This window comes from Roseovarius aestuarii (assembly GCF_019966515.1).
Taxonomy (GTDB): Bacteria; Pseudomonadota; Alphaproteobacteria; order Rhodobacterales; family Rhodobacteraceae; genus Roseovarius; species Roseovarius aestuarii.
This window is the reverse complement of the sequence record NZ_JAIMIB010000011.1, coordinates 120,856-141,272: the sequence shown is the minus strand read 5'-3', so window position 1 is coordinate 141,272 and position 20,417 is coordinate 120,856. Positions and strand designations below refer to the sequence as shown.

General features: G+C 57.8%; 20 protein-coding genes and 4 tRNA genes. 18 read left to right on the top strand and 6 right to left on the bottom strand.

Going from position 1 to position 20,417, the window contains the following annotated elements:
* The first annotated feature begins 27 nt into the window (after nt 1-27).
* Nucleotides 28-276: a DinB family protein gene (locus LC334_RS14305; RefSeq protein ID WP_139836438.1), complete on the top strand. Its 249-nt coding sequence runs from the start codon at nt 28-30 to the stop codon at nt 274-276.
* A gap of 58 nt (nt 277-334) precedes the next feature.
* Here the strand turns inward: LC334_RS14305 and LC334_RS14300 are convergent, their stop codons facing one another.
* The gene (locus LC334_RS14300; RefSeq protein WP_223413010.1) at nt 335-616 is read right to left on the bottom strand and encodes a hypothetical protein; all 282 of its coding nucleotides are present in this window, start codon (nt 614-616) and stop codon (nt 335-337) included.
* 16 nt (nt 617-632) lie between these two features.
* Between LC334_RS14300 and LC334_RS14295 the strand changes: the two genes are divergently transcribed.
* The 5 genes from LC334_RS14295 (at nt 633) to LC334_RS14275 (ending at nt 2,769) form a co-directional block, all read left to right on the top strand.
* Nucleotides 633-953, top strand: a complete 321-nt coding sequence (locus LC334_RS14295) for an HU family DNA-binding protein (protein WP_223413009.1) — start codon at nt 633-635, stop codon at nt 951-953.
* A gap of 19 nt (nt 954-972) precedes the next feature.
* Nucleotides 973-1,047, top strand: a tRNA-Val gene (locus LC334_RS14290).
* 30 nt (nt 1,048-1,077) lie between these two features.
* Nucleotides 1,078-1,638 (top strand): histidine phosphatase family protein, encoded by a 561-nt coding sequence (locus LC334_RS14285; protein ID WP_085801131.1) that lies wholly within the window; start codon nt 1,078-1,080, stop codon nt 1,636-1,638.
* A gap of 55 nt (nt 1,639-1,693) precedes the next feature.
* Nucleotides 1,694-1,769: transfer RNA gene (locus tag LC334_RS14280), tRNA-Val, on the top strand.
* Nucleotides 1,770-2,082: 313 nt separating this feature from the next.
* Nucleotides 2,083-2,769, top strand: coding sequence for a hypothetical protein (locus LC334_RS14275; RefSeq protein WP_085801133.1), 687 nt, complete (start codon nt 2,083-2,085; stop codon nt 2,767-2,769).
* Here LC334_RS14275 and LC334_RS14270 read toward each other — a convergent pair.
* Nucleotides 2,752-3,312, bottom strand: a complete 561-nt coding sequence (locus LC334_RS14270; RefSeq protein ID WP_223413008.1) for a hypothetical protein — start codon at nt 3,310-3,312, stop codon at nt 2,752-2,754. The genes LC334_RS14275 and LC334_RS14270 overlap by 18 nt on opposite strands.
* 336 nt (nt 3,313-3,648) lie before the next feature.
* On the opposite strand from LC334_RS14270, the gene LC334_RS14265 reads away from it, so the two are divergent.
* The 3 genes from LC334_RS14265 (at nt 3,649) to LC334_RS14255 (ending at nt 4,128) form a co-directional block, all read left to right on the top strand.
* Nucleotides 3,649-3,813, top strand: a complete 165-nt coding sequence (locus LC334_RS14265; protein WP_223413007.1) for a hypothetical protein — start codon at nt 3,649-3,651, stop codon at nt 3,811-3,813.
* Between the two features lie 127 nt (nt 3,814-3,940).
* Nucleotides 3,941-4,017 (top strand) — tRNA-Asp (locus tag LC334_RS14260).
* Nucleotides 4,018-4,051: 34 nt separating this feature from the next.
* Nucleotides 4,052-4,128, top strand: a tRNA-Asp gene (locus LC334_RS14255).
* A 201-nt stretch (nt 4,129-4,329) separates the two neighbouring features.
* Here the strand turns inward: LC334_RS14255 and LC334_RS14250 are convergent.
* A complete protein-coding gene (locus tag LC334_RS14250; protein WP_223413006.1) occupies nt 4,330-5,076 on the bottom strand; it encodes an extensin-like domain-containing protein in 747 nt (248 codons plus the stop codon).
* Nucleotides 5,077-5,202: 126 nt separating this feature from the next.
* Here LC334_RS14250 and LC334_RS14245 point away from each other — a divergent pair, with 126 nt between their 5' ends.
* Together LC334_RS14245 and LC334_RS14240 are read left to right on the top strand one after the other, a co-directional pair.
* Complete coding sequence (locus tag LC334_RS14245) at nt 5,203-5,394, top strand: hypothetical protein (protein ID WP_085801136.1); 192 nt, start codon at nt 5,203-5,205, stop codon at nt 5,392-5,394.
* A 283-nt stretch (nt 5,395-5,677) separates the two neighbouring features.
* A complete protein-coding gene (locus tag LC334_RS14240; protein ID WP_139836440.1) occupies nt 5,678-6,136 on the top strand; it encodes a hypothetical protein in 459 nt (152 codons plus the stop codon).
* A gap of 78 nt (nt 6,137-6,214) precedes the next feature.
* Here LC334_RS14240 and LC334_RS14235 read toward each other — a convergent pair whose 3' ends face one another.
* Complete coding sequence (locus tag LC334_RS14235; RefSeq protein WP_085801138.1) at nt 6,215-7,591, bottom strand: M20/M25/M40 family metallo-hydrolase; 1,377 nt, start codon at nt 7,589-7,591, stop codon at nt 6,215-6,217.
* A 225-nt stretch (nt 7,592-7,816) separates the two neighbouring features.
* On the opposite strand from LC334_RS14235, the gene hemA reads away from it, so the two are divergent.
* The 3 genes from hemA to ispG all read left to right on the top strand — a co-directional run bounded on the left by hemA (nt 7,817) and on the right by ispG (nt 11,805).
* Nucleotides 7,817-9,040 carry a 5-aminolevulinate synthase gene (gene hemA, locus LC334_RS14230; protein WP_085801250.1) on the top strand — a complete coding sequence of 408 codons (1,224 nt, stop codon included), beginning with the start codon at nt 7,817-7,819 and terminating at the stop codon, nt 9,038-9,040.
* Between the two features lie 115 nt (nt 9,041-9,155).
* Nucleotides 9,156-10,412, top strand: a complete 1,257-nt coding sequence (locus LC334_RS14225) for a helix-turn-helix domain-containing protein (protein ID WP_085801139.1) — start codon at nt 9,156-9,158, stop codon at nt 10,410-10,412.
* Nucleotides 10,413-10,680: 268 nt separating this feature from the next.
* Complete coding sequence (gene ispG / locus LC334_RS14220) at nt 10,681-11,805, top strand: flavodoxin-dependent (E)-4-hydroxy-3-methylbut-2-enyl-diphosphate synthase (protein ID WP_085801140.1); 1,125 nt, start codon at nt 10,681-10,683, stop codon at nt 11,803-11,805.
* 118 nt (nt 11,806-11,923) lie between these two features.
* Here the strand turns inward: ispG and LC334_RS14215 are convergent, their stop codons facing one another.
* Nucleotides 11,924-12,673 (bottom strand): DsbA family protein, encoded by a 750-nt coding sequence (locus LC334_RS14215; protein WP_085801141.1) that lies wholly within the window; start codon nt 12,671-12,673, stop codon nt 11,924-11,926.
* A gap of 4 nt (nt 12,674-12,677) precedes the next feature.
* Nucleotides 12,678-14,003, bottom strand: coding sequence for a M48 family metalloprotease (locus tag LC334_RS14210; protein WP_085801142.1), 1,326 nt, complete (start codon nt 14,001-14,003; stop codon nt 12,678-12,680).
* A 62-nt stretch (nt 14,004-14,065) separates the two neighbouring features.
* Between LC334_RS14210 and LC334_RS14205 the strand changes: the two genes are divergently transcribed.
* The 4 genes from LC334_RS14205 to prfB all read left to right on the top strand — a co-directional run bounded on the left by LC334_RS14205 (nt 14,066) and on the right by prfB (nt 20,405).
* Nucleotides 14,066-15,217, top strand: coding sequence for a pyridoxal phosphate-dependent aminotransferase (locus tag LC334_RS14205; protein WP_085801143.1), 1,152 nt, complete (start codon nt 14,066-14,068; stop codon nt 15,215-15,217).
* A 100-nt stretch (nt 15,218-15,317) separates the two neighbouring features.
* Complete coding sequence (locus LC334_RS14200) at nt 15,318-16,535, top strand: N-acetylmuramoyl-L-alanine amidase (RefSeq protein ID WP_085801144.1); 1,218 nt, start codon at nt 15,318-15,320, stop codon at nt 16,533-16,535.
* A gap of 98 nt (nt 16,536-16,633) precedes the next feature.
* Nucleotides 16,634-19,156: a penicillin-binding protein 1A gene (locus tag LC334_RS14195; RefSeq protein ID WP_085801145.1), complete on the top strand. Its 2,523-nt coding sequence runs from the start codon at nt 16,634-16,636 to the stop codon at nt 19,154-19,156.
* A 121-nt stretch (nt 19,157-19,277) separates the two neighbouring features.
* Nucleotides 19,278-20,405 carry a peptide chain release factor 2 gene (gene prfB, locus LC334_RS14190; RefSeq protein WP_085801146.1) on the top strand — a complete coding sequence of 376 codons (1,128 nt, stop codon included), beginning with the start codon at nt 19,278-19,280 and terminating at the stop codon, nt 20,403-20,405.
* Nucleotides 20,406-20,417 lie beyond the last annotated feature (12 nt).

The window sequence follows — 20,417 nt, the reverse complement described above, 5'->3', positions numbered from 1 at the left end:
TTCTAGGTCCGCCCTTGGAAGGCCGTCGTGGCGATGGATGCTTGGTGGGTCGAATTCGCCGATGGAATGACACCAGATATGTTGGGTGAGAATGTCTCATTCGAATTCATTGGCGGCGACCGGGGCATGATGACCCGGCTTGAAATCATAATCCATGTGGTGAACTACACCAGCTACCATCGCGTCTTCGTCGACGAGATGTTGGGGCAGATCAAAGCCGACGGTCCTGTGTGCGATTTTCCGGTCTATCTGCGTGAGATGGCAAGACCTGCCTGACCGGTGATCGCAGGCCAGATCACTGCGCGGCAGATATTTAACCCGCCCCGGCCTCAAGTCATTGCTGGCAATGTGATCCTGATTTGCGTAGAAATGTTTCCAAGAGCAAAACAATGAGGTCAAATATGAGCACGCGATCCACGTCGAGCAAACCAAAAAAAACGGCGAAAACCACCTCGAAAACTGCTAGGAAAAGCACGGCAAAAACAGCCACGGCACCGAAATCCCGACTGGCCGGGCCGAAGCCTCCAAAAGCCCAGGGCGCGCCGAAGACTGTTTCCAGATCAGTAACGGCGTCAAGTGTCGCAGCAGCGCGAGATGCGAAGACCAGCACCAGCAAAGTTCCAGCTCCGGACATGTCGCTCAAAACCAATGCAATGGCGAGCGTGACCGCACCGACAGAGTTGAAGAAAAAAGAACTGGTCGATCTTGTTGTAGCGCGCAGTGACGTGAAAAAGAAATACGCCAAGCCGGTAGTCGAAGCGTTGCTTGAAGTGCTTGGTGAAACCCTCGGCAAAGGTCGCGAGATGAACCTTCAGCCCTTGGGCAAGGTGAAATACAACCGCACCAAAGAGACCGACTCGGCTCGCATCGTGGTGACGAAAATACGTCAGAGCAAACAATCGAACGCCCGGGCTGTGCCCCCGCAACGGGTGGTTGCGGACGCGGCTGAGTGACGCTAAAAGCCGCCTCGGCGGGTGATTAGCTCAGTGGTAGAGCGCTTCGTTCACATCGAAGATGTCAGCAGTTCGAATCTGTTATCACCCACCATATTGCTGATGATTTGATGGTGCGTGCGTGATGGCTGATATTCCAAAAATCTGGTTTCTGCGCCACGGACAGACCGAATGGAACGCCGTGGGGCGCATTCAGGGGCGGCTGAATTCCGACCTGACCGCGCAGGGCAGGGCGGATGCGCGCCAACAGGCCGAGTTGATTGCGCCGTTCCTTGCGGAGGTCACGGCCGGGCCGGGAGGTATCTTTGTGTCGCCCCAGGGCCGGGCGCAGGAGACGGCGCAAATTGCGCTGAACGGCACCAGCTACCAGGTGGATGACCGGATCGCCGAGATCAACACCGGCGATTGGGAAGGCAAGCTGCGCTCTGAGGTGACATATGCCGACTCCGATATCGAAACCTATGCTTCCGCCCCCGGAGGCGAAGGCATGGCAGCACTTGAGGAGCGGGTGTCGGGCTTTCTTGCGTCGCTGACCGGTCCCAGCATCATCGTGTCGCACGGCATTCTGGGCAAGGTGCTGCGCGGGCAGGTCTGCGGGTTGGATCAGGCGGGAATGACCGCATTGTGCAATCGTCAGGGCTGCATCTACGTGTTGGAAAACGGGGTCGAGAAAATTCTGTCCTGAGAGGGTATCACAAGGGGTTGCGCGGCTTCGATTTCTGGGGCAATAAGCGCCGGTCGGGTGATTAGCTCAGTTGGTAGAGCGCTTCGTTTACACCGAAGATGTCGGGAGTTCGAGTCTCTCATCACCCACCATTCCCTCTCTGGTATATTGTTTTTGCGTTGAAATATGCGCGTGTACATTACGTGTTGACCCAGTGTCTGATCCCCTATTCAGGACTCACTCTATCTTGGGTTGCATAACCTGTTACAGGTGGGCCACAGGGATGATAGGCCCTGTAAAAACTGGCCCATTTGCCTATTTCCGCCTTGCCCCGGGCGGGGTGAGCGTGATTCAGTTGCTGCAGGGCATGCGTTTTCGAACTGAGGCGCTGTCGCAAAGCAGACCCGAAGATCCCACAGAGGATTGCAACGGGCATGAGGCAGGCAAGAAGCAGGACGTGGGGCAATGAAAAATTCACTGGACCTGATCACCGTGGGTGGTGAGTGCCTCGGGGCACTTGGAGAGATCGGTGTGAGCGTCGAGATGATCAACGATTTCGCCTATGCGAAAGAGCTGACCGAAGAAATGGGTAAACCTGGTCTGACGCCGAAGCTGTCGAGCGACTTCAACGATTTCACCGAGGAAAGCGGATTCTGGCTTTTCATGCAGGAAGACGGTGAATATTCGGCCTCGGTGTCGGTGCGGTTCGACAATATCGGGCGCGAGAAGATGGGCGATTACATGATCCGCACCATGCGTCGGCATTACCCACAGCAACGTCGGGATACGATCCTGGATTTCACCGAGGCACTGCCGCCGAACTTCCACGGCAACATGGCCTATATCGGCGAACTGTTCATGCGGCCCGGATTTCGCGGATCACGACAGAAGCTGCGCTATTTCATGATACTGCTGCAAGTGACCATTGCCACCAAATGGCCGATCGACTGGACCTATGCCATGATGCGTGACCGGGATGTGAAACTGGGCTTTGCCACCAATTACGGATTTTCGATCCAGATCCCCGGCGTGGCGCGTTGGTCAGAACCGACGCCGCCGGGGCGGGCAAGCTCGGAGTGGCTGGTGGCGGTGTCGCAGGACAACCTCAGCCACATGATGGCGCATTACGCGCGGTCACTCGAGAGCCTGTGAATAGTTCAGGATGTACTGGTTGCCCTGCATGTCTCGCACGGGAAGCAGCAGGCGCTTGTAGTTGAAGCGCAGAGGGAAGCTGTGATTGGGCAGGTTCACCTCGATCTCCTGAATCGACAGCTGTGGCTCGCCCTTGGTCGCCTCGACATGGGCCAGCTTCACCTTTTCCGTCAGGCCGTGATCGAACGTGGTGAAGAGATAGCCCAGATGTTCGGCCGATTTCACTCCGAAGGACACCCGCGCAAGGCTTTGTTCCCCGACCATGTAGGGCTGGGGCAGGCGGGCATCGGCATCTGGTGCGTGATAGAGGTCCACATGTTCCGACAGCCGGTCAAAATTGCTGAGCACACCGTGTTGCTGGTGCCACCAGGTCAGAACGTCGTCGATCAGCGGGCCGGTGCCGCGCGCCGACAGCTTGCGATGCGCCTCGCGCGTGACCGACGTCAGGATGCGTTCGGCATGGGCGGAAACGATTCGGTTATCGATGTCGTCATTGACTAGTTTTAGCTGGTCATTCAGTCCGGCAATCTGGTTTGGCGTCACGCCAAGGGAGGCGCAAATTTTTATGACACTTGTGAAGCCCGGATCGCTTTTTGTTGATAAAAGGTTCGAAATATAGCGCTCACCCTGGCCAATCTCGAGAGATAAGCTTTTGTAATCGTAGTCTGAATTTTTGATCAACGTCTTCAGACGCTCATGCAAATCGGTCACTGGTTTACGGTCCTAAATTCCGGATAGTCGGTCCCTTATATTGACAAACACCCGAATAAGTCAAATAGATTGCCACGACGCGCAAGTTTAAGTGGATTAAATATGGCGAGTGAATTAGCGCGGAATGGCGGGAAGAGGCACGCGCTTCTCTCCGCCATTCGTCAAAAAATGGCGGAAGATCGCGACGCGCAACTGCGGCCTTCTGAGGCGGTAATGGTGCTGGAATGGGCCATCGAGTGCGAGGACAATTTCTGTAAGGCGGAACTGCTGAACATATTCTCGGCGATGGGCGGCCTGACGCTGATGAAAGACGTCTTCGCCGATTTGCATTGAGGCGTGATCGTCGCGCCATAAACCTGCATCTTTGCAGAAACCCCAAAATTCATCTTTCTCCTGCTTGACGGGGCCGATGCCCCGGCATATGAGACGAGCCACGCCCAAAGGATCGGGCGGGCAGTGAGCGGTTGTAGCTCAGTTGGTTAGAGTACCGGCCTGTCACGCCGGGGGTCGCGGGTTCGAGCCCCGTCAACCGCGCCACCGCTGCCCCAAATCGATCCTGGAATGCGTTTGCGCGGTTGTAGCTCAGTTGGTTAGAGTACCGGCCTGTCACGCCGGGGGTCGCGGGTTCGAGCCCCGTCAACCGCGCCACCTCCCTTATCAGCTAAGCGCGACAAGCGGGATTGCCCCTTGGCATCATTGGCAATGGTGCGGTGCCGCGTGTCCGTTCCGTTTTAGGGAGACACGATCTATCAGCACTGAACGTCTACGGTCAGGTTGCCTTAACCACCGACCCGCGCGTTTGTATTTGGCCTCATTCCACTCTCAGGTACGTCGGCTATAGATCAACCGCTACCGGCAGTAAGGTGTGCTGCGGTGGCGCGCCGTATCAAAATGAAAGTGGTCCCGGTGAAACTGATCTGAATCGGGGCCAAGTACCGTGCCAAACAGACCACAAGCGCCACTGTGCAGTTTGCGCAAGGCACCGCGTGCATATGCTGCGTTCCACCCATCCTGAACGCTAATGAGGGTCCCATCCACAAGCTGAAAGATGGCAATATCAATCGCACGACCCTTGCCATGCTCGGATATACGCGTGCTGGCCAAGTTATTCCGGGTCCGGCAAGAATAGTGGCCGACGACATGGAGCTTTTTCAAGCCGCCGCCCATATCAGCGAATGCTGGTTTGGCGGTGTTTTCAATCCATGTTTTCAGCACAACAGCGGTCCTGCAATCCATCAGTGATTTCTGGCTGAGTTCGATGTCAGAAATCATGCGAACCCGAACCGGGTCAGAAATTCCGCATCCCCTGTATTTTCCGGTAAACGATTTGACGGTCTGGCCAAGAATTGTCCAGTCGTCGCACACCGCACCGCGTTTGCGCATGCGTTCGCGCCCCAGAGTGATTTTGCGAAATCTCGCGGGTCGCAACTTTGGTCTTGGTGAAACCATCACCACCTGTTGCCTGCGTTCATCAGTGATTGTTGCCGGAGCGTCGCTGGAGCGTGTTGCACTGGTGGTTGACGACTCATCAACCGCAACAGGGTCGGAAGATTGCGTTTGCGATCCGTCAATGTGATCCGGCGTTGCCTCGGCCATACCTGCGCACAGCATCAATGTGGCGACCAACACTCGCATTAGATCGATCTGGCCCCCGCAAAGCCCGCACCATTTGTATTCTGATCAGCATTCAAAATTTCACGGCATACGTTTCGGGCACGGATGATGTATTCATCCATTTGGTTGCCGTCTTTCGCCCTGTTGGCCCGCAGTAGCGAGAAGAGCCATTCGCTTTTTCCCGATACCCATACACAAGACGGTTTCTTTTTAGAGCGCGACGCGCAATTCGGCAAAATCATCAGCGCAGGATACTCCATGACCGGCGATCATACTAACAGCAATGATAAGAATATCTGATCCCATATGCGCAACAATCTTTTCATGCGCTTGTTCGTATGACGTGATTGCGGAACTCGGGTCAAATTGCGGTAAGGCCCGGCCGTCGAAAATACTGTAGATATCGTCTCTATGAGCGCTCCGATATTGTAAGTAGAATCATGAACCACCAATAGCATGCCTGACACGCTAGTTGCCTTGCTGGTTCTGCCCTTTTTCATAACATTTTTCGTAATCTCTCCGTCGGGATGCCCGATTGTCGCCAGAATTCTGCTTTAGCAAAAGCGTGTTGTACGAGGGCACTATGGCACAGACGAGTTTTACAGAGCGTCTAGAACGGATCGAGATGTCGCGGGGGCAGCCGGCTTCGGCAAGGTTGCTGGCCGGTATTTCCGAAGAACAGAAAAAGCTGGAAACGAAGCCCAAGGCTGGCGGTGGTCGTGCCGGATTCAAGCCAATGCGGTTCGTCGTAGGCTTTGCCCTGATGTACGCAGGTATGATGGTCGTGTCCCGCATGACCGAGATAAACGGCTGGCTTGGTCACTCAGATATCTTCGCACCGTTTGCAACGCCGGTCATGGCAGGGATCGCGATAGCCATCGTTTTTCTGATGTTATTCTTTGCATTCAAATTGCAACGCGCTGCATTTCGCGTGTTGTCCGAACCAGCCCGGCTGGTTTTCGCGTCTGGCATGGTGCTGGGGTTCGCCCTGGGTTTTGGACCGGCTGAATTTTCCGAAAGCGTAATGGCGCAGCTTCAGTAAGCTGCCGGCCCTTATATCCGTAAGTGGCCATCAGGATACTCAGCGACAGCGCATGTACCTCATGTTTCGGCGACGGATCTACCCGGCCAAAGCATCCAGAACACGCGCCCAACTCCGAATGCCCTTGTGGAAGCTTTCGACATTGTATTTCTCATTCGGTGAATGGATCGCATCATCTTCGTTGGCAAAGCCAATCAGCATTGCATCGAGCCCAAGGATCTCCTTGAAGTAACCGGCGATCGGGATCGAGCCACCCATGCCGCAGAACACCGCCTCTCGGTTCCATTCATCGCTCAGCGCCTGCCGTGCTTTTTCAAACTCCGGGCGACCGACATTCATCACCGCGGCCGGGGCGCCTTCGAGGTCACTGTCCCAGGTAACGCGGGCATCGGTTGCAAGCTGCGCGTCGACATGGGCGCGGATCTTGCTGCGCAGGTCGTCAGGGTCCATGTCGCCCACAAGGCGGCAGGTGAGCTTGCAATGCGCCTCGGCTGGAATCACGGTCTTGCTGCCAGCCCCCTGATAGCCGCCCCAGATGCCGTTGATTTCAAGCGTCGGGCGCGCCCATTGCTGTACCAGTGTCGAGTATCCCTGTTCGCCATGTGGTTGGGTATAACCGACGGAATTCAGGTAGTCCGCCTCGTTAAAGCCGCAGCTTTCCCACTGGCGCAGCAACTCGTCTGGAACCTCATGCACACCTTCATAAAAGCCGTCTACCGCGACGCGCCCCTGATCATCGTGGAAAGAGGCGATGATCCGCGACATCTCCCGCAGGGGGTTGAGGCCGGGGCCGCCGTAATGACCGGAATGCAGGTCAATACGAGGGCCGTGGATGGTGAACTCGTCCTTGAGCATCCCGCGAAGCTGCGAGGCGATCGAGGGTACGCCGGGCGCCACCATTGACGTGTCGCAGATCAGCGCAATATCGGCACTGAGTTCCTCTGCGTTTTCCTTCATGAACGGGATCAGCGAGGGCGAGCCGCTTTCTTCCTCGCCTTCAAAGAAAAACGTGATGCGACAAGGTAACGCGCCGTTCGCTTCCTTATAGGCACGGCAGGCTTCGACAAAGGTCATCAACTGGCCCTTGTCATCCGACGATCCGCGTCCGCGAATAACCTGGCCTTTGCTGGTGTCTTCGAGTTTGGGATCGAAGGGATCGGTATGCCAAAGTTCCAAAGGATCGACCGGTTGAACGTCATAATGACCGTAAAACAGCAGATGGGGACCTGGGCCGTCGATATGGCCCACAACCATCGGGTGGCCAGGGGTTGTGCGTTTTTCTGCATCAATACCAATGTGTTGAAGGTCATTCACCAACCAGTCAGCAGCATCCTGGCAAGGCTCGGCATAGGCCGGATCAGTCGAAATTGACGGGATGCGCAACAGCCCCATCAGGCGATCAATGGCGTCGGGTAATTGGTCGTCAATGCGGGTCAAAACGGCGGAAAGAGACATGGCGGAAGCCCTGGAATTTGTGATCAGTCGCGTGCGACCGTATCAGGCGGGACGGCGCTGTCCAGCGGCTTGACCCAAGTCAAGGCAGGGGGAGCGACATTTTGTAACTATTGCCCGAGAGGTAAGGTTTCTGTAACTATCGAAATCTGCCAGAAACGTATAATAACCTGGCAGTTTCGGCCTTGTGGTCCTGGCCGGTGAATGGACAGAAAAAGGGAGAGCCCCGTGGATTATTCCGCCAAGCTGGATGAGGCGATTGGACGGCTGCACGAGGAAGGTCGGTATCGGACCTTCATCGATATCGAGCGCCGACAGGGCAATTTTCCCCACGCAACATGGCGCCGCCCGGATGGGGGCGAGCAGCCGATCACCGTCTGGTGTGGCAATGACTATCTTGGCATGGGCCAGCATCCGGTCGTGCTCAATGCGATGCACGAGGCGATTGAAGCCACCGGTGCGGGGTCGGGCGGAACCCGCAACATCAGCGGCACGACGGTGTACCATAAACGGCTCGAGGCCGAGCTGGCCGATCTGCATGGCAAGGAATCGGCACTGCTGTTCACCAGCGCCTACATCGCCAATGACGCAACGTTAAGCACGCTGCCCAAGCTTTTCCCGGGGCTGATTATTTATTCGGATGAGCTGAACCACGCCTCGATGATTGAAGGCGTGCGCCGCAATGGTGGGGCCAAGCGGATTTTCCGACACAACGATGTTGCGCATTTGCGCGAGCTGATGGCGGCGGATGATCCGGCAGCGCCCAAGCTGATTGCGTTTGAATCGATTTATTCGATGGATGGCGATTTCGGTCCGATCGAGGCGATTTGCGATCTGGCGGATGAATTCGGCGCGCTGACCTATATTGACGAAGTTCATGCGGTCGGCATGTACGGCCCGCGCGGTGCCGGTGTGGCTGAACGCGACCGGTTGATGCATCGTCTGGATATTATCAACGGTACATTGGCTAAGGCCTTTGGCGTCATGGGCGGCTATATCGCCGCATCGGCGAAAATGTGTGACGCCATACGCTCTTACGCGCCGGGCTTTATCTTTACCACGTCGATCCCGCCCGCGGTGGCGGCGGGTGCGGCGGCCAGCGTAGCGCATCTGAAACGTGATCAAAAGTTGCGGGATCAGCATCAGACTCAGGCGAAGATTCTCAAGACCCGTCTAAAGGGTCTCGGGCTGCCGCTGATTGACCACGGCAGTCACATCGTACCGGTGATGGTGGGCGATCCGGTACATACCAAGATCCTGAGCGACATGTTGCTGGAACGTTTCGGGATTTACGCCCAGCCGATCAATTTCCCGACCGTACCGCGCGGCACCGAACGGCTGCGCTTCACGCCCTCGCCGGTGCACGGCCCTGATGAGATGGATGGCCTGGTTCGCGCAATGGACGAACTTTGGTCGCATTGTGCGCTAAATCGTGCCGAATTAACGGGTTAGTTAGGGTTACGTGCAAAATTTGTTGCGATGTGTTAGCTTACCCTGAAGAAAAGGGGTGAAGGTCGAATCGGCAAATTCGGCCCGGGGCAGTCAGGTCTGGTAAGAGGCAGCGTTCATGATACGGCGTCGTTCTTCGCGCAATGACGAAACGGAAGAGGTCGAAGCCCGCGGTTTCGACGCTTTCGAGTTGCGACTAGGCGATGTGATGCGCGGTGAACGCGCCACGATGGGCAAATCACTGCTGGATGTGGAACGCGAATTGAGGATCAAGGCCAATTACGTGGCTGCGATCGAAAACGCCGATCCCGACGCCTTTGATACACCCGGATTCATTCCCGGTTACGTGCGCTCCTATGCGCGTTATCTGAACATGGATCCGGATGAGGCGTTCAAAAACTTCTGTACGGAAAGCGGATTTTCGACCGCCCACGGCATGTCGGCCGAGGCGTCATCAGTCCGCAAACCCAGCGAACCGATCCGACGCAGTGTCGGCAAGAATGATCCGCTGATTTCGCCAAATACGCCGTTTGCTCCGGCGTCGGAGGGTATGTTCTCGCAAATCGAACCGGGAGCGATCGGATCGGCGCTTGTGCTGGTCGCTTTGATCGGAGGTATAGGCTATGGCGGCTGGAGCGTATTGAACGAAGTGCAGAGGGTGCAGTTTGCACCGGTTGAGAATACGCCTGATGTTCTGTCTGATCTTGACCCGCTTGAGGGCGTCGTAAGCCGGGGTGACACAGAAGATGTGGCCGTGGCCGACGCCGGGGTTTTCCAGCCTCCGGTGGATGACCGGTTGGACCGTCTCTATCGGCCCGAAGCATTGGATGTACCGGTGCTGGTGGCACGCGACGCGCCGATTTCAACCTTGGATCCGTCTGAAGTGGGCACCATCCGCCCGTCATTGCCTGAGACTGACACGCGATATGCAGTCGCCGGGCGTTTTGGATCGCCATTTGATATCGAACCGGTGGTGACCGAAAACCTGACCGCGACCAACAGCCCCAAAGTGGTGGCCGATGCGGCCCCTGGCGTCAGGATCGTGGCGGTGCGTCCGGCATGGGTACGGGTACGGGCCGCAGATAACAGCGTGATCTTCGAAGGTATTCTGAATGCGGGCGACAGTTACGACGTGCCCAATACGGAAAAGCCCGCGACATTGCGCGCCGGGGAATCGGGGTCGATCTATTTTGCCGTGAACGGCCAGCACTACGGACCGGTAGGTCAGGGCGGCTCGGTCACGTCAGGGTTCGAACTGGACGCAGAACGGCTGACTGGTGCGTTGTCAGTGGCAGATCTGAGTCAGGACAAAGATCTTTCGCGCTACGTCGCCGAATTGCAGACCGCTGGCGGTAACGCATTGCCGCAGGAGTGATCTGTAGCAAAATATTGCGCTTTAAGTTTTCCGTATAAATTATTGTATTAGATACGAGCTCCGTTAATTCTGGGGCGAACGCGACCATGGTGTTTTTGACCGGTGGCAGTCTCCCCATCGAAAACGACTTCAATTCTCCCTGTATCCAACGAAGCAAGGTTGCAGATCGGTCGCAGATATACGTCGCACGACACTTGCAGACATTGCGGGCGAGGGGCAGGCACTCTATCTAAGAGATGAAAACGTGTTGAAATGACAGGGCTGCGCAATGTCGCTGAACCATATTCGCCCGTGGCGAAACATCTATCGTCGGGAAAGCCGCCAGATCATGGTGGGGTCGGTTCCCGTGGGGGGCGGCGCGCCGATCTCGGTCCAGACCATGACCAATACCGACACGCGTGACGTGGCGGCGACGGTGGCGCAGGTACAGGCAGCCGCAGACGCGGGTGCGGACATTGTCCGGATCTCAGTTCCTGATAAGGACAGCGCGAAGGCGTTGAAGGATATCGTGGCAGAGGTGTCGGTGCCCATCGTCGCGGATATCCATTTTCACTACAAACGCGGGATTGAAGCCGCCGAGGCCGGTGCGGCCTGTCTGCGCATCAACCCGGGCAATATCGGTTCCGAGGACCGGGTGCGCGAGGTGATCGCTGCCGCGCGCGATCATGGGTGTTCGATGCGGATCGGGGTGAATGCCGGGTCGCTGGAAAAGCACCTGCTGGACAAATATGGCGAGCCGTGCCCAGACGCGATGGTCGAAAGCGGGTTGGAGCATATGCGCATCCTGCAGGATAACGACTTTCATGAATTCAAGATCAGCGTGAAGGCCAGTGATGTCTTCATGGCTGCCGCGGCGTATCAAAAACTTGCCGAGGCCACCGATGCGCCAATTCATTTAGGGATCACCGAGGCGGGGGGGCTGATGTCGGGCACGATCAAGTCGGCCATAGGCATGGGCAACCTGCTGTGGATGGGCATTGGCGACACGCTGCGAGTAAGCCTGAGCGCCGATCCGGTTGAAGAGGTGAAAGTGGGTTATGAGATGCTCAAATCCCTGGGGCTGCGGCATCGGGGAGTGAACATCATTTCGTGCCCCAGCTGCGCGCGCCAAGGGTTTGACGTGATCAAGACCGTTGAAGCGCTGGAGAAACGGCTGGAACATATCGAGACACCGATGTCGTTGAGCATCATCGGCTGTGTCGTCAACGGCCCGGGTGAGGCGCTGATGACCGATGTGGGCTTTACCGGGGGCGGCGCCGGAATCGGCATGGTCTATCTGGCCGGCAAGCAAAGTCACAAGATGTCCAACGATCAGATGATCGAGCATATCGTCGAGCAGGTCGAAGCACGCGCGGCTGATATCGAGGCGGGTGCCGCCCAGGCGGCGGAATAACGGAGCTAATCCAGAAAGCCCGGCGACGCGCCATATCTGTGCCGCGGCACGATCGGTCGGTCGCGCGTCTGTGGCTGAACGGCGCTCCGACCACCGTCCCGGGTTTTTGTGTCTGCTTCTACTGAGTGCGGATCTCGTCGGCGATTTTCAGCATTTCGTCCGCGGGCAGATAGCCGCGCAGCATCTGGTTAGCCATCACAAAAGAGGGCGTTCCGCTGATAGAAAGCTGCTGCGCAAGCGCATGGTTTTGCGAAATAATATCGCTCACCTCTTCGCTCTCCATATGATCAAGAATACCGTCCGGTTCATATCCCAGCGTCTCGGCGACACGGCTGAGCGTGGCCTCATTGATGGCTCCGTTGAAAGCGATCAGTGCGTCATGAACGGCTTTATAGGCTTCGTCCCCGTGGAGAAGATGCGTTGCGATGGCGAAACGTGACGCGACCGTGCTTTCCTCGCCCAGGATGGGAAATTCTTTCACGATGAACCGGATATTGCCGTCTTTTTCGAGCAGATCATGCACCTCGACGAAGGCGCGCCGACAATAGCCACAGCGGTAATCCATGAACTCCACCAGGGTGATGTCGCCTTCGGGGTTGCCGCCGACCCAGGAATGGCCGTCTTCAAAAATGGCCCCGGCATTGCTTTTGACAAGATCGACGTCATCCTGTGCCTGAGCGGCAGCCTGCCGTTCTTCAAGGACCGCGACTGCTTCCATGATCACTTCGGGATTTTCCAGCAGATAGGCGCGAATTTCAGCATGAAACGCGGCGCGTTCCGTATCGTCCATCTGTTCCAGATCAAGCGCCTGAGCGGGCAGGGCGAGAGAGGTTGCCAATGCGGTGGCAATCCACAGAGATCGTATCATGACGTCATTTCCTTTTCCTGGCGGCTTGTGCAGCAAATAGCACATCCTGCGCCCGTTGCCACCCGCCGGAGCCGCGTGGCAAAAGATCGGAGGCGCGTTGCGCGTGAATGCCGGCGTCTTTCAGCCGACCCTGCATCGCATATCGTTCGGCGGTGACAAGCGATGCCATGCCGTTATTGCCCTGCTTGGCATGCGCGGCGGCCAGATCACGCAGCACCCGCGCATCACGGCCGTCTCGGGCGCGGGCCTGTTCAAGGAATTGCTGTGCCTTCCGGGTCTGTCCGGATACCAGAAGCGAGCGGCCGTAAGCACCAAGGATAAGGGCGTTTTTTGGCGCGAGGTTGGCGGCGCGGGCATAGGCGGCAACGGCGGCTTTGGTCTGACGGCTTTCTATCAGAATCTGGCCGCGCAGCTCGTGGAGGAAAGGGTCTTTGGGGCGCTGACCAATCGCCCCGTCGATAGCGGTCAGCGCCTTTTTCAGGTTGGTGTTCCGGTGATGGGCGACCGCCTGGCGCATCAGTTTGACATCCGCGTATCCGGTTTCGCCCGCCCGGGTGAGCGTCCATTTGGGCGAGCGCTGAAAGGCTGAAAGCTTGCCCTTGGCCCGGGTGAACCAATAATCGGCCTGCGGATTAGGGCGAGCCTTATCTTTGTAGCCGTCTGCCAGGCGTTTCACCAGCCGGTAGCGATCAGAGGATAGCGGATGGGTGCGGGCATAAGGATCCTGACGCGCCGCTGAAAGCGCCTCTTGTCCGCGGAAGATATCGATGACGTCGACCGCGCCTTGGGGATCAATGCCGGCACGCGCCAGATAGCGCATGCCGCTGTTATCGGCGGAATTCTCTTCGGCCCTTGTATGCACGAGAAAGAGCCGTCGCGCCGTGTTCTGCGCGCCCAGAGCGACAGCGCCCGCTGCTTCTGAGCCGCCTGCGGCGACGGCGGCGGCAGCGGCCAGAATTGCCCCAAGACCCGCAGCGGTGCGCGCATTGCGCGCGGCAACGGGGCGTCTGACCAGATGTCCGTTGGCGATATGCGCGGCCTCGTGCGCCAGTACCGATTGCAGCATCGCGGCGTTTTTCATTTTAAGCAGCAGACCAGAGTGAATGAAAATACTGTTGCTATCGACCACGAACGCATTGAGACGGCGATCATCAATCACAAGAATATCGATCCGTGTCGGGCTGAGCCCTGCCGCCTTGAGCACTGGTGCTGCAAGCTGCTTCAGCGCGTATTCGATATCCGGGTCCCGGAGCAGCGTCAGCGCTTTTACCGAGGGGGCGTTGATTACGGTCAGGAAGGCGCAAAGCACAAGAAGACGAAGAACAAGCATTGACGGTCAGCGGCTTTCTTAGTGAAAGGTGGCATGTCTCGCGCCCAGTTAGGAGCAAATACATGCGGAACTCAAGGCGAAGCCAGATTGATCCTTTCATCGTGATGGATGTGATGGAGGCGGCGCGCCGGGCAGAAGCGTCGGGGCGGCACATCATCCACATGGAAGTGGGCCAGCCGGGCACGCCAGCACCGGCGGGCGCCCGCGCGGCGTTGAGTAAGGCGATGGTGGATGATGCGATGGGCTATACCGTGGCTTTGGGCTTGCCCGCGCTCAGAACCCGGATCGCACAGCTTTATGGCGAATGGTATAACGTCGATCTGTCGCCTGACCGGGTTGTGGTGACATCCGGATCTTCGGGCGCATTCATTTTGGCCTTCACCGCGCTTTTCGATACAGGTGACCGTGTGGGCATCGGCGCGCCTGGTTATCCCAGCTACCGGCAGATACTGCGAGCGCTTGATCTGGTGCCGGTCGATATCGAGACGGCAGTGGAAAACCGCCTTCAGCCGGTGCCGGGTGATCTGGCGGGGCTCGATCTGGCCGGGGTGATGGTGGCAAGCCCGGCAAACCCAACCGGAACGATGTTGGACCGCGAAGCGCTGGCGGCGCTTATGCAGGCGGCGGCAGAGCAGGGAGCCGCCTTTATCAGTGACGAGATTTATCACGGCATTGAGTATGACAGGCATGCGGTCAGCGCATTGGAAATCAGCGACGATTGCTACGTGATCAATTCGTTTTCCAAGTATTTCAGCATGACGGGCTGGCGCATCGGATGGATGGTGGTGCCCGAGGATCATGTGCGGGTGATCGAACGTGTGGCGCAGAATCTGTTCATCTGCCCGCCCCATGCCAGCCAGGTGGCGGCGCTTGCGGCGATGGAGTGCAAAGATGAGTTGCAGGCCAATCTGGAGGTGTACCGTGCAAATCGGACCTTGATGCTCGACGGGTTGCCGCAAGCTGGCTTTGACCGCATCGCGCCCCCAGATGGGGCGTTTTATGTCTATGCCGACGTGAGCCATCTGACGGATGACAGCCGCGCCTTTGCGACTGAGATACTGGAACAGGCCGGTGTGGCGGTCACACCGGGGCTGGATTTTGACCCTGCGCGCGGGGCAGGGACGATCCGCTTTTCCTATGCCCGCTCCACGGCGGATATCGAGGAAGGGTTGCGGCGCCTGCGCCACTTCATGACCGAGCGTGGCAGCGATTGAGGAGGTCATTGTCCGAGTATTTAGCCAAGAAGAAGTGCAATGGCGCTACGGCTGGTGTACTCTGCGGCAACGAAGACCGGAAGAACGGCGGAAGAGCAGGATGATCAGAATATGTCTGGCCTTTATGGCCTGCGTTTGTTGCTGTGCTGTGGTGGCGCAGGAGTACAGTGGATTGGCGCGACTGGATGTCGCGGCGAGCAAGATCAGCGACCGGGGACGCACCGTGGTCTTGGATCTGAAATTGTCGCAAGGGGTGCCGTATCGCGCCTTTACGCTGGATGCGCCGCGCAGGCTGGTGCTGGATTTCCGCGAAGTGGACTGGGGCGATATGGCCCCGCGCGAGCTGGACCGGAGCGACCGAATCAGCAATGTGCGCGTGGGCGGGTTTCGCCCTGGCTGGTCGCGCATGGTTGTGGATCTTGATGGCCCTTACCTGATGCAGACCACGGCGATGCATATAGATGATACGAACGGTTCCGCCACGCTTGAAGTGGTGTTGCGGCAGGGCGAAGCCGAGGAATTCGCTGCCCACTCCGGCGCGCCCGCGATGCCGGGTTGGGAGTTGCCCGAGGGCGCCAGCGCCGCCAAGGTCAAAACCGGACGCAGCGGCGAGAGGCTGATAAGGGTGGTGCTTGATCCCGGCCACGGCGGGATCGACCCCGGCGCCGAAAAGGAAGGCGCGGTCGAAAAGGAGCTGATGCTGAGTTTTGCCCGGGAGCTGAAGGAAACGCTTATTCGTGCTGGTGGTTTCGAGGTGGTGCTGACACGCGAGGATGACAGCTTTGTCTCACTGGATCGTCGCGTTGCGATCGCCCATCAGGTTGAGGGTGATCTGCTGATCTCGTTACATGCGGATGCGGTGACCGAAGGACAGGCGACTGGCGTAACGGCCTATGTCCTGTCGGAAAGCGCGTCGGACAAGGCCAGTGCCGCGCTGGCGGAACGGCATGACCGGTCGGACATACTGGCGGGGATTGATTTGAGCGGCACCGATGACGTTGTGGCCGATGTTCTGATCGATCTTGCACGCCAGGAGACGATGCCGCGCGCCATGCTGCTGTCCGAAGCTTTGATCCTGGGGATTGGTGAATATGGCCTGCCTGTAAATTCGCGCCCCATTCGCGCCGCCGGGTTTTCGGTGCTGAAATCGCCTGATATTCCGTCGGTGCTGTTGGAGCTTGGGTTTCTCTCAAGCCCGCGCGACCTTGAGAACCTGACCGACGCCAAGTGGCGCGGGGATCTGGCGCAGGGTATCGCGGACGCCATCAAGGCGTGGTCGATTGCCGATGCAGCTGCGGCGGAGTTGGTGCGACAGTGAACCGTTGGGCGGAAACTGGCGCAGGATGCAATCTTATGTGTTTTGACGATCTGCGGACGGATGCCTATATGACATCTAAGCGATGAGTGGGGACTGGTGTGTTACGTGGGATACTGACATTTTTCGGTACGATTTTCAGCGTTTTGACGCTGGGTATCATGGTGATTGCACTAAGCATCGGGGCAGTTTTTCATGTTTATGGCCGGGACTTGCCCAGCCACGAATCCCTCGCCAACTACACACCGCCCACGATCAGCCGGATCTATTCCGGCGAGGGCAGGATCATCGACGAGTTCGCTCAGGAGCGCCGCCTGTTCACTCCTGCTGAGGATATTCCCGATCTACTCAAGCAGGCCTTTATCTCGGCCGAAGACAAGAATTTCTACTCGCACGGGGGCTATGATGCGCGCGGTATCGCGGCGGCGATTTTTGATGCGGTGCGGACGCGTGGCCGCGATGTGCGCGGTGCCTCGACCATCACACAGCAGGTGATGAAGAACTTCCTGCTGTCCGGAGACCGCAAGATCGCACGCAAGATCAAGGAAATCATCCTCGCCACGCGAATTGAAGACACGCTGAGCAAGGATGACATCCTAGAGCTTTACATGAATGAGATTTTTCTGGGCCAGAACAGTTATGGGGTTGCCGCCGCAGCGCAATCTTATTTCAACAAGACTCTGACCGAGTTGGCGCCACATGAAGCGGCTTTTCTGGCGTCGATGCCAAAAGCGCCCAGCGACTATCACCCGGTGCGTGAGAAAACGCGCCTGAAAGCGCGGCGTGATTTCGTGCTGCGGGAGATGTTCGAAAACGGTTATCTCGATCAGGAGGTCTATCTGGCCGAGGTCGAACAACCCTTGCGCAGCGTGCAGAACGGTGATTTCGAACCCTATGCCAAATCCTTGCCCCCGCGCGATTATTTCACCGATGAAATCCGCCGGCAATTGAGCGAGGATTTCGGTGAGGGTGAGTTTTTCAGCGGCGGTCTGTCCGTACGGGCAACGATTGATCCTGAAATGCAGGTCGAGGCCGCTGATGCATTGCAGCGTCAGCTTGAGAAATATGACCGGGGCCTGGGCAGATGGCGCAAGGCAGACAAGAAGATTCCGACCGAGGTGCTGGGGGATGAGCCAGCCTGGCGTGCTGCTCTGGCCAATCTGGACATCGCGCGTGACATTGACTTGGACGGGCATTGGTATCCGGCCGTAGTGCTGGATGTTGGCGATCAACGCATGCGTATCGGCATCGATGGCGTCGCCGAGACGGAGACAGAGCCGCAGGTTGTTCCGCGCAAGGATATCGCCTGGATGAGCGGTGACTTCAAAAGCAATTTTGAACCCGGCGACGTAGTGCATGTGCGCCGGATGATGGATGACGAAAGCGATACGTTCATTCGCTGGACATTGCGGCAGGTGCCGGAAGCCCAGGGCGGGTTTGTCGCGATGGATGTAAACACCGGACGCGTGCTGGCGATGCAGGGTGGTTTTTCCTATCAGGATTCAGTTTTTAACCGCGCAACACAGGCGCAGCGCCAGCCGGGATCAAGCTTTAAACCTTTCGTCTATGCTGCGGCGCTGGACAGTGGTTATTCGCCTGCCACAATCGTGATCGACGCACCCATCGAAATAGATACGCCGCAAGGGCTGTGGCGACCGCGCAATTCGTCGAACAAATTCTACGGCCCGACACCACTGCGGACGGGGATTGAACAGTCACGGAACCTGATGACGATCCGGCTGGCGCAGGAAGTCGGGATGGACACGGTCGCCGCCTATGCCGAGAGCTTTGGTGTTTACGACAATATGGGGCAGTACCTTGCCAATGCCCTCGGATCGGATGAGACGACGCTGTACAAGATGGTTGCCGCCTACGCCATGTTTGCAAATGGCGGCGAACGGGTGCGCCCCTCGCTGGTGGACCGGGTGCAGGATCGCTATGGCAAAACCGTCTATCGGCAGGATCAGCGCGACTGTGTCGATTGCAGCGACCCGGCGATTCCAGACGCACGCGGCCCCAGGATTGTGTCGGACCGGAAGCGCGCGATTGACGCGATCACCGCTTATCAGCTGACCTCGATGATGCGTGGTGTGGTCGATCGCGGCACTGCGGCGCGCCACGTCAACCTGCCGGTGCCCGTCGCCGGGAAAACCGGCACCACCAACGATGCGCTGGATGTCTGGTTCATTGGGTTCACAAGCAATATCGTGGCCGGATGCTACATTGGTTTCGACCAGCCGCGCTCTCTGGGCCGCAGCGCCTATGGCGGCACCATGTGCGGCCCGGTTTTCCAACAGTTCATGACCAAGGCGGTAGAAAAATACGGTGGCGGCGAATTCCGGGTGCCCCCGGGTGGTCATTTCATCAAGATTGACCGCTATTCAGGCGCGCCGCTGCCTCCAGACGCAAATGGCGACTTTGTTGTCGCCGAATATTTCCGCGACGGTGAAGATCCAATATTTGGTTACATCTTCGATGGCGGATTTGCGATGGGATCGGACCTTGATCTGTTCAGCGCGGGTGAGACGGAACAGATTCGCGAAGTCACCACGTCGACCGGGAGCACGGCTCAGGTTGGTGACAAGGCTTCGTTTGGCGAGTTGAGTTCGGGCGGTCTCTATTAACCTGTTGGGACGCATGTGGTTTCCACATTGCCCGGTATTTCACGGCTGATCTTGCCCGTGCCTGAGTGCTGCGCTATCACCCTGACCTGAGCAACCCTCCCCAAACGAGCAGGACGCCCGAATGCGCGCTGAGACCCAGACACTTGTTGCCGAGATCGAAAAATCGCTGGAGCTTTTGCGCCAACGCATGGGCTGGGAAAGCGCGCAGCATAGGCTTGAGGAATTCAATGCACGGGTCGAAGACCCGAACCTTTGGGATGACCCGGCCAAGGGACAGAAACTGATGCGCGACCGCCAAAGCCTGGTCGATGCGATGGACATTCATAATGGTATCCAGCAAGAGCTGAATGACAGCGTCGAGTTGATCGAAATGGGTGAAATGGAAGACGACGCCGAGATCGTATCGGACGCTGAAACCACGCTGAAAAAGCTCGCGAAACGGGCCGCCGCGAAAGAGCTTGAAGCACTGCTTAATGGCGAAGCCGATGGCAATGATACCTTTCTTGAGATCAACGCCGGCGCCGGGGGCACCGAAAGCTGCGATTGGGCCAGCATGCTCGCGCGGATGTATGTCCGCTGGGCCGAGAAGCGCGGCTATAACGTCGAGTTGCAGTCAGAGCAGTCCGGGGACGAGGTTGGAATCAAATCCGCCGCCTACAAGATCAGCGGACACAATGCCTATGGCTGGCTGAAATCGGAATCCGGCGTGCACCGGCTGGTGCGTATCTCGCCGTTTGATTCCGCCGCCAAACGGCACACGTCGTTTTGTTCGGTCTGGGTCTACCCGGTGGTGGATGACGACATCGAGATCGACGTCAATCCGGCGGATATCCGCATCGATACCTATCGCAGTTCCGGGGCGGGCGGGCAGCACGTTAACACGACGGATTCTGCTGTGCGGATCACCCACCATCCGACCGGGATCGTGGTGACAAGCTCCGAGAAATCACAACACCAAAACCGTGATATCGCGATGAAAGCACTGAAATCGAGGCTCTATCAGTTAGAGCTGGACCGGCGCAGCGCCGCGATCAACGAGGCGCATGAAAACAAGGGTGACGCCGGCTGGGGCAACCAGATCCGGTCTTATGTTCTGCAGCCTTATCAGATGGTCAAGGATCTGCGTACCAATCACGAAACCTCGGACACCAAAGGGGTGCTCGATGGCGATCTTGATCCGTTCATGGCGGCGACTCTGGCGATGGATGTCAGCGGCAAATCGCGAGCCGAGGCGCAGGGCGAGGACTAGGACTAGGACTAG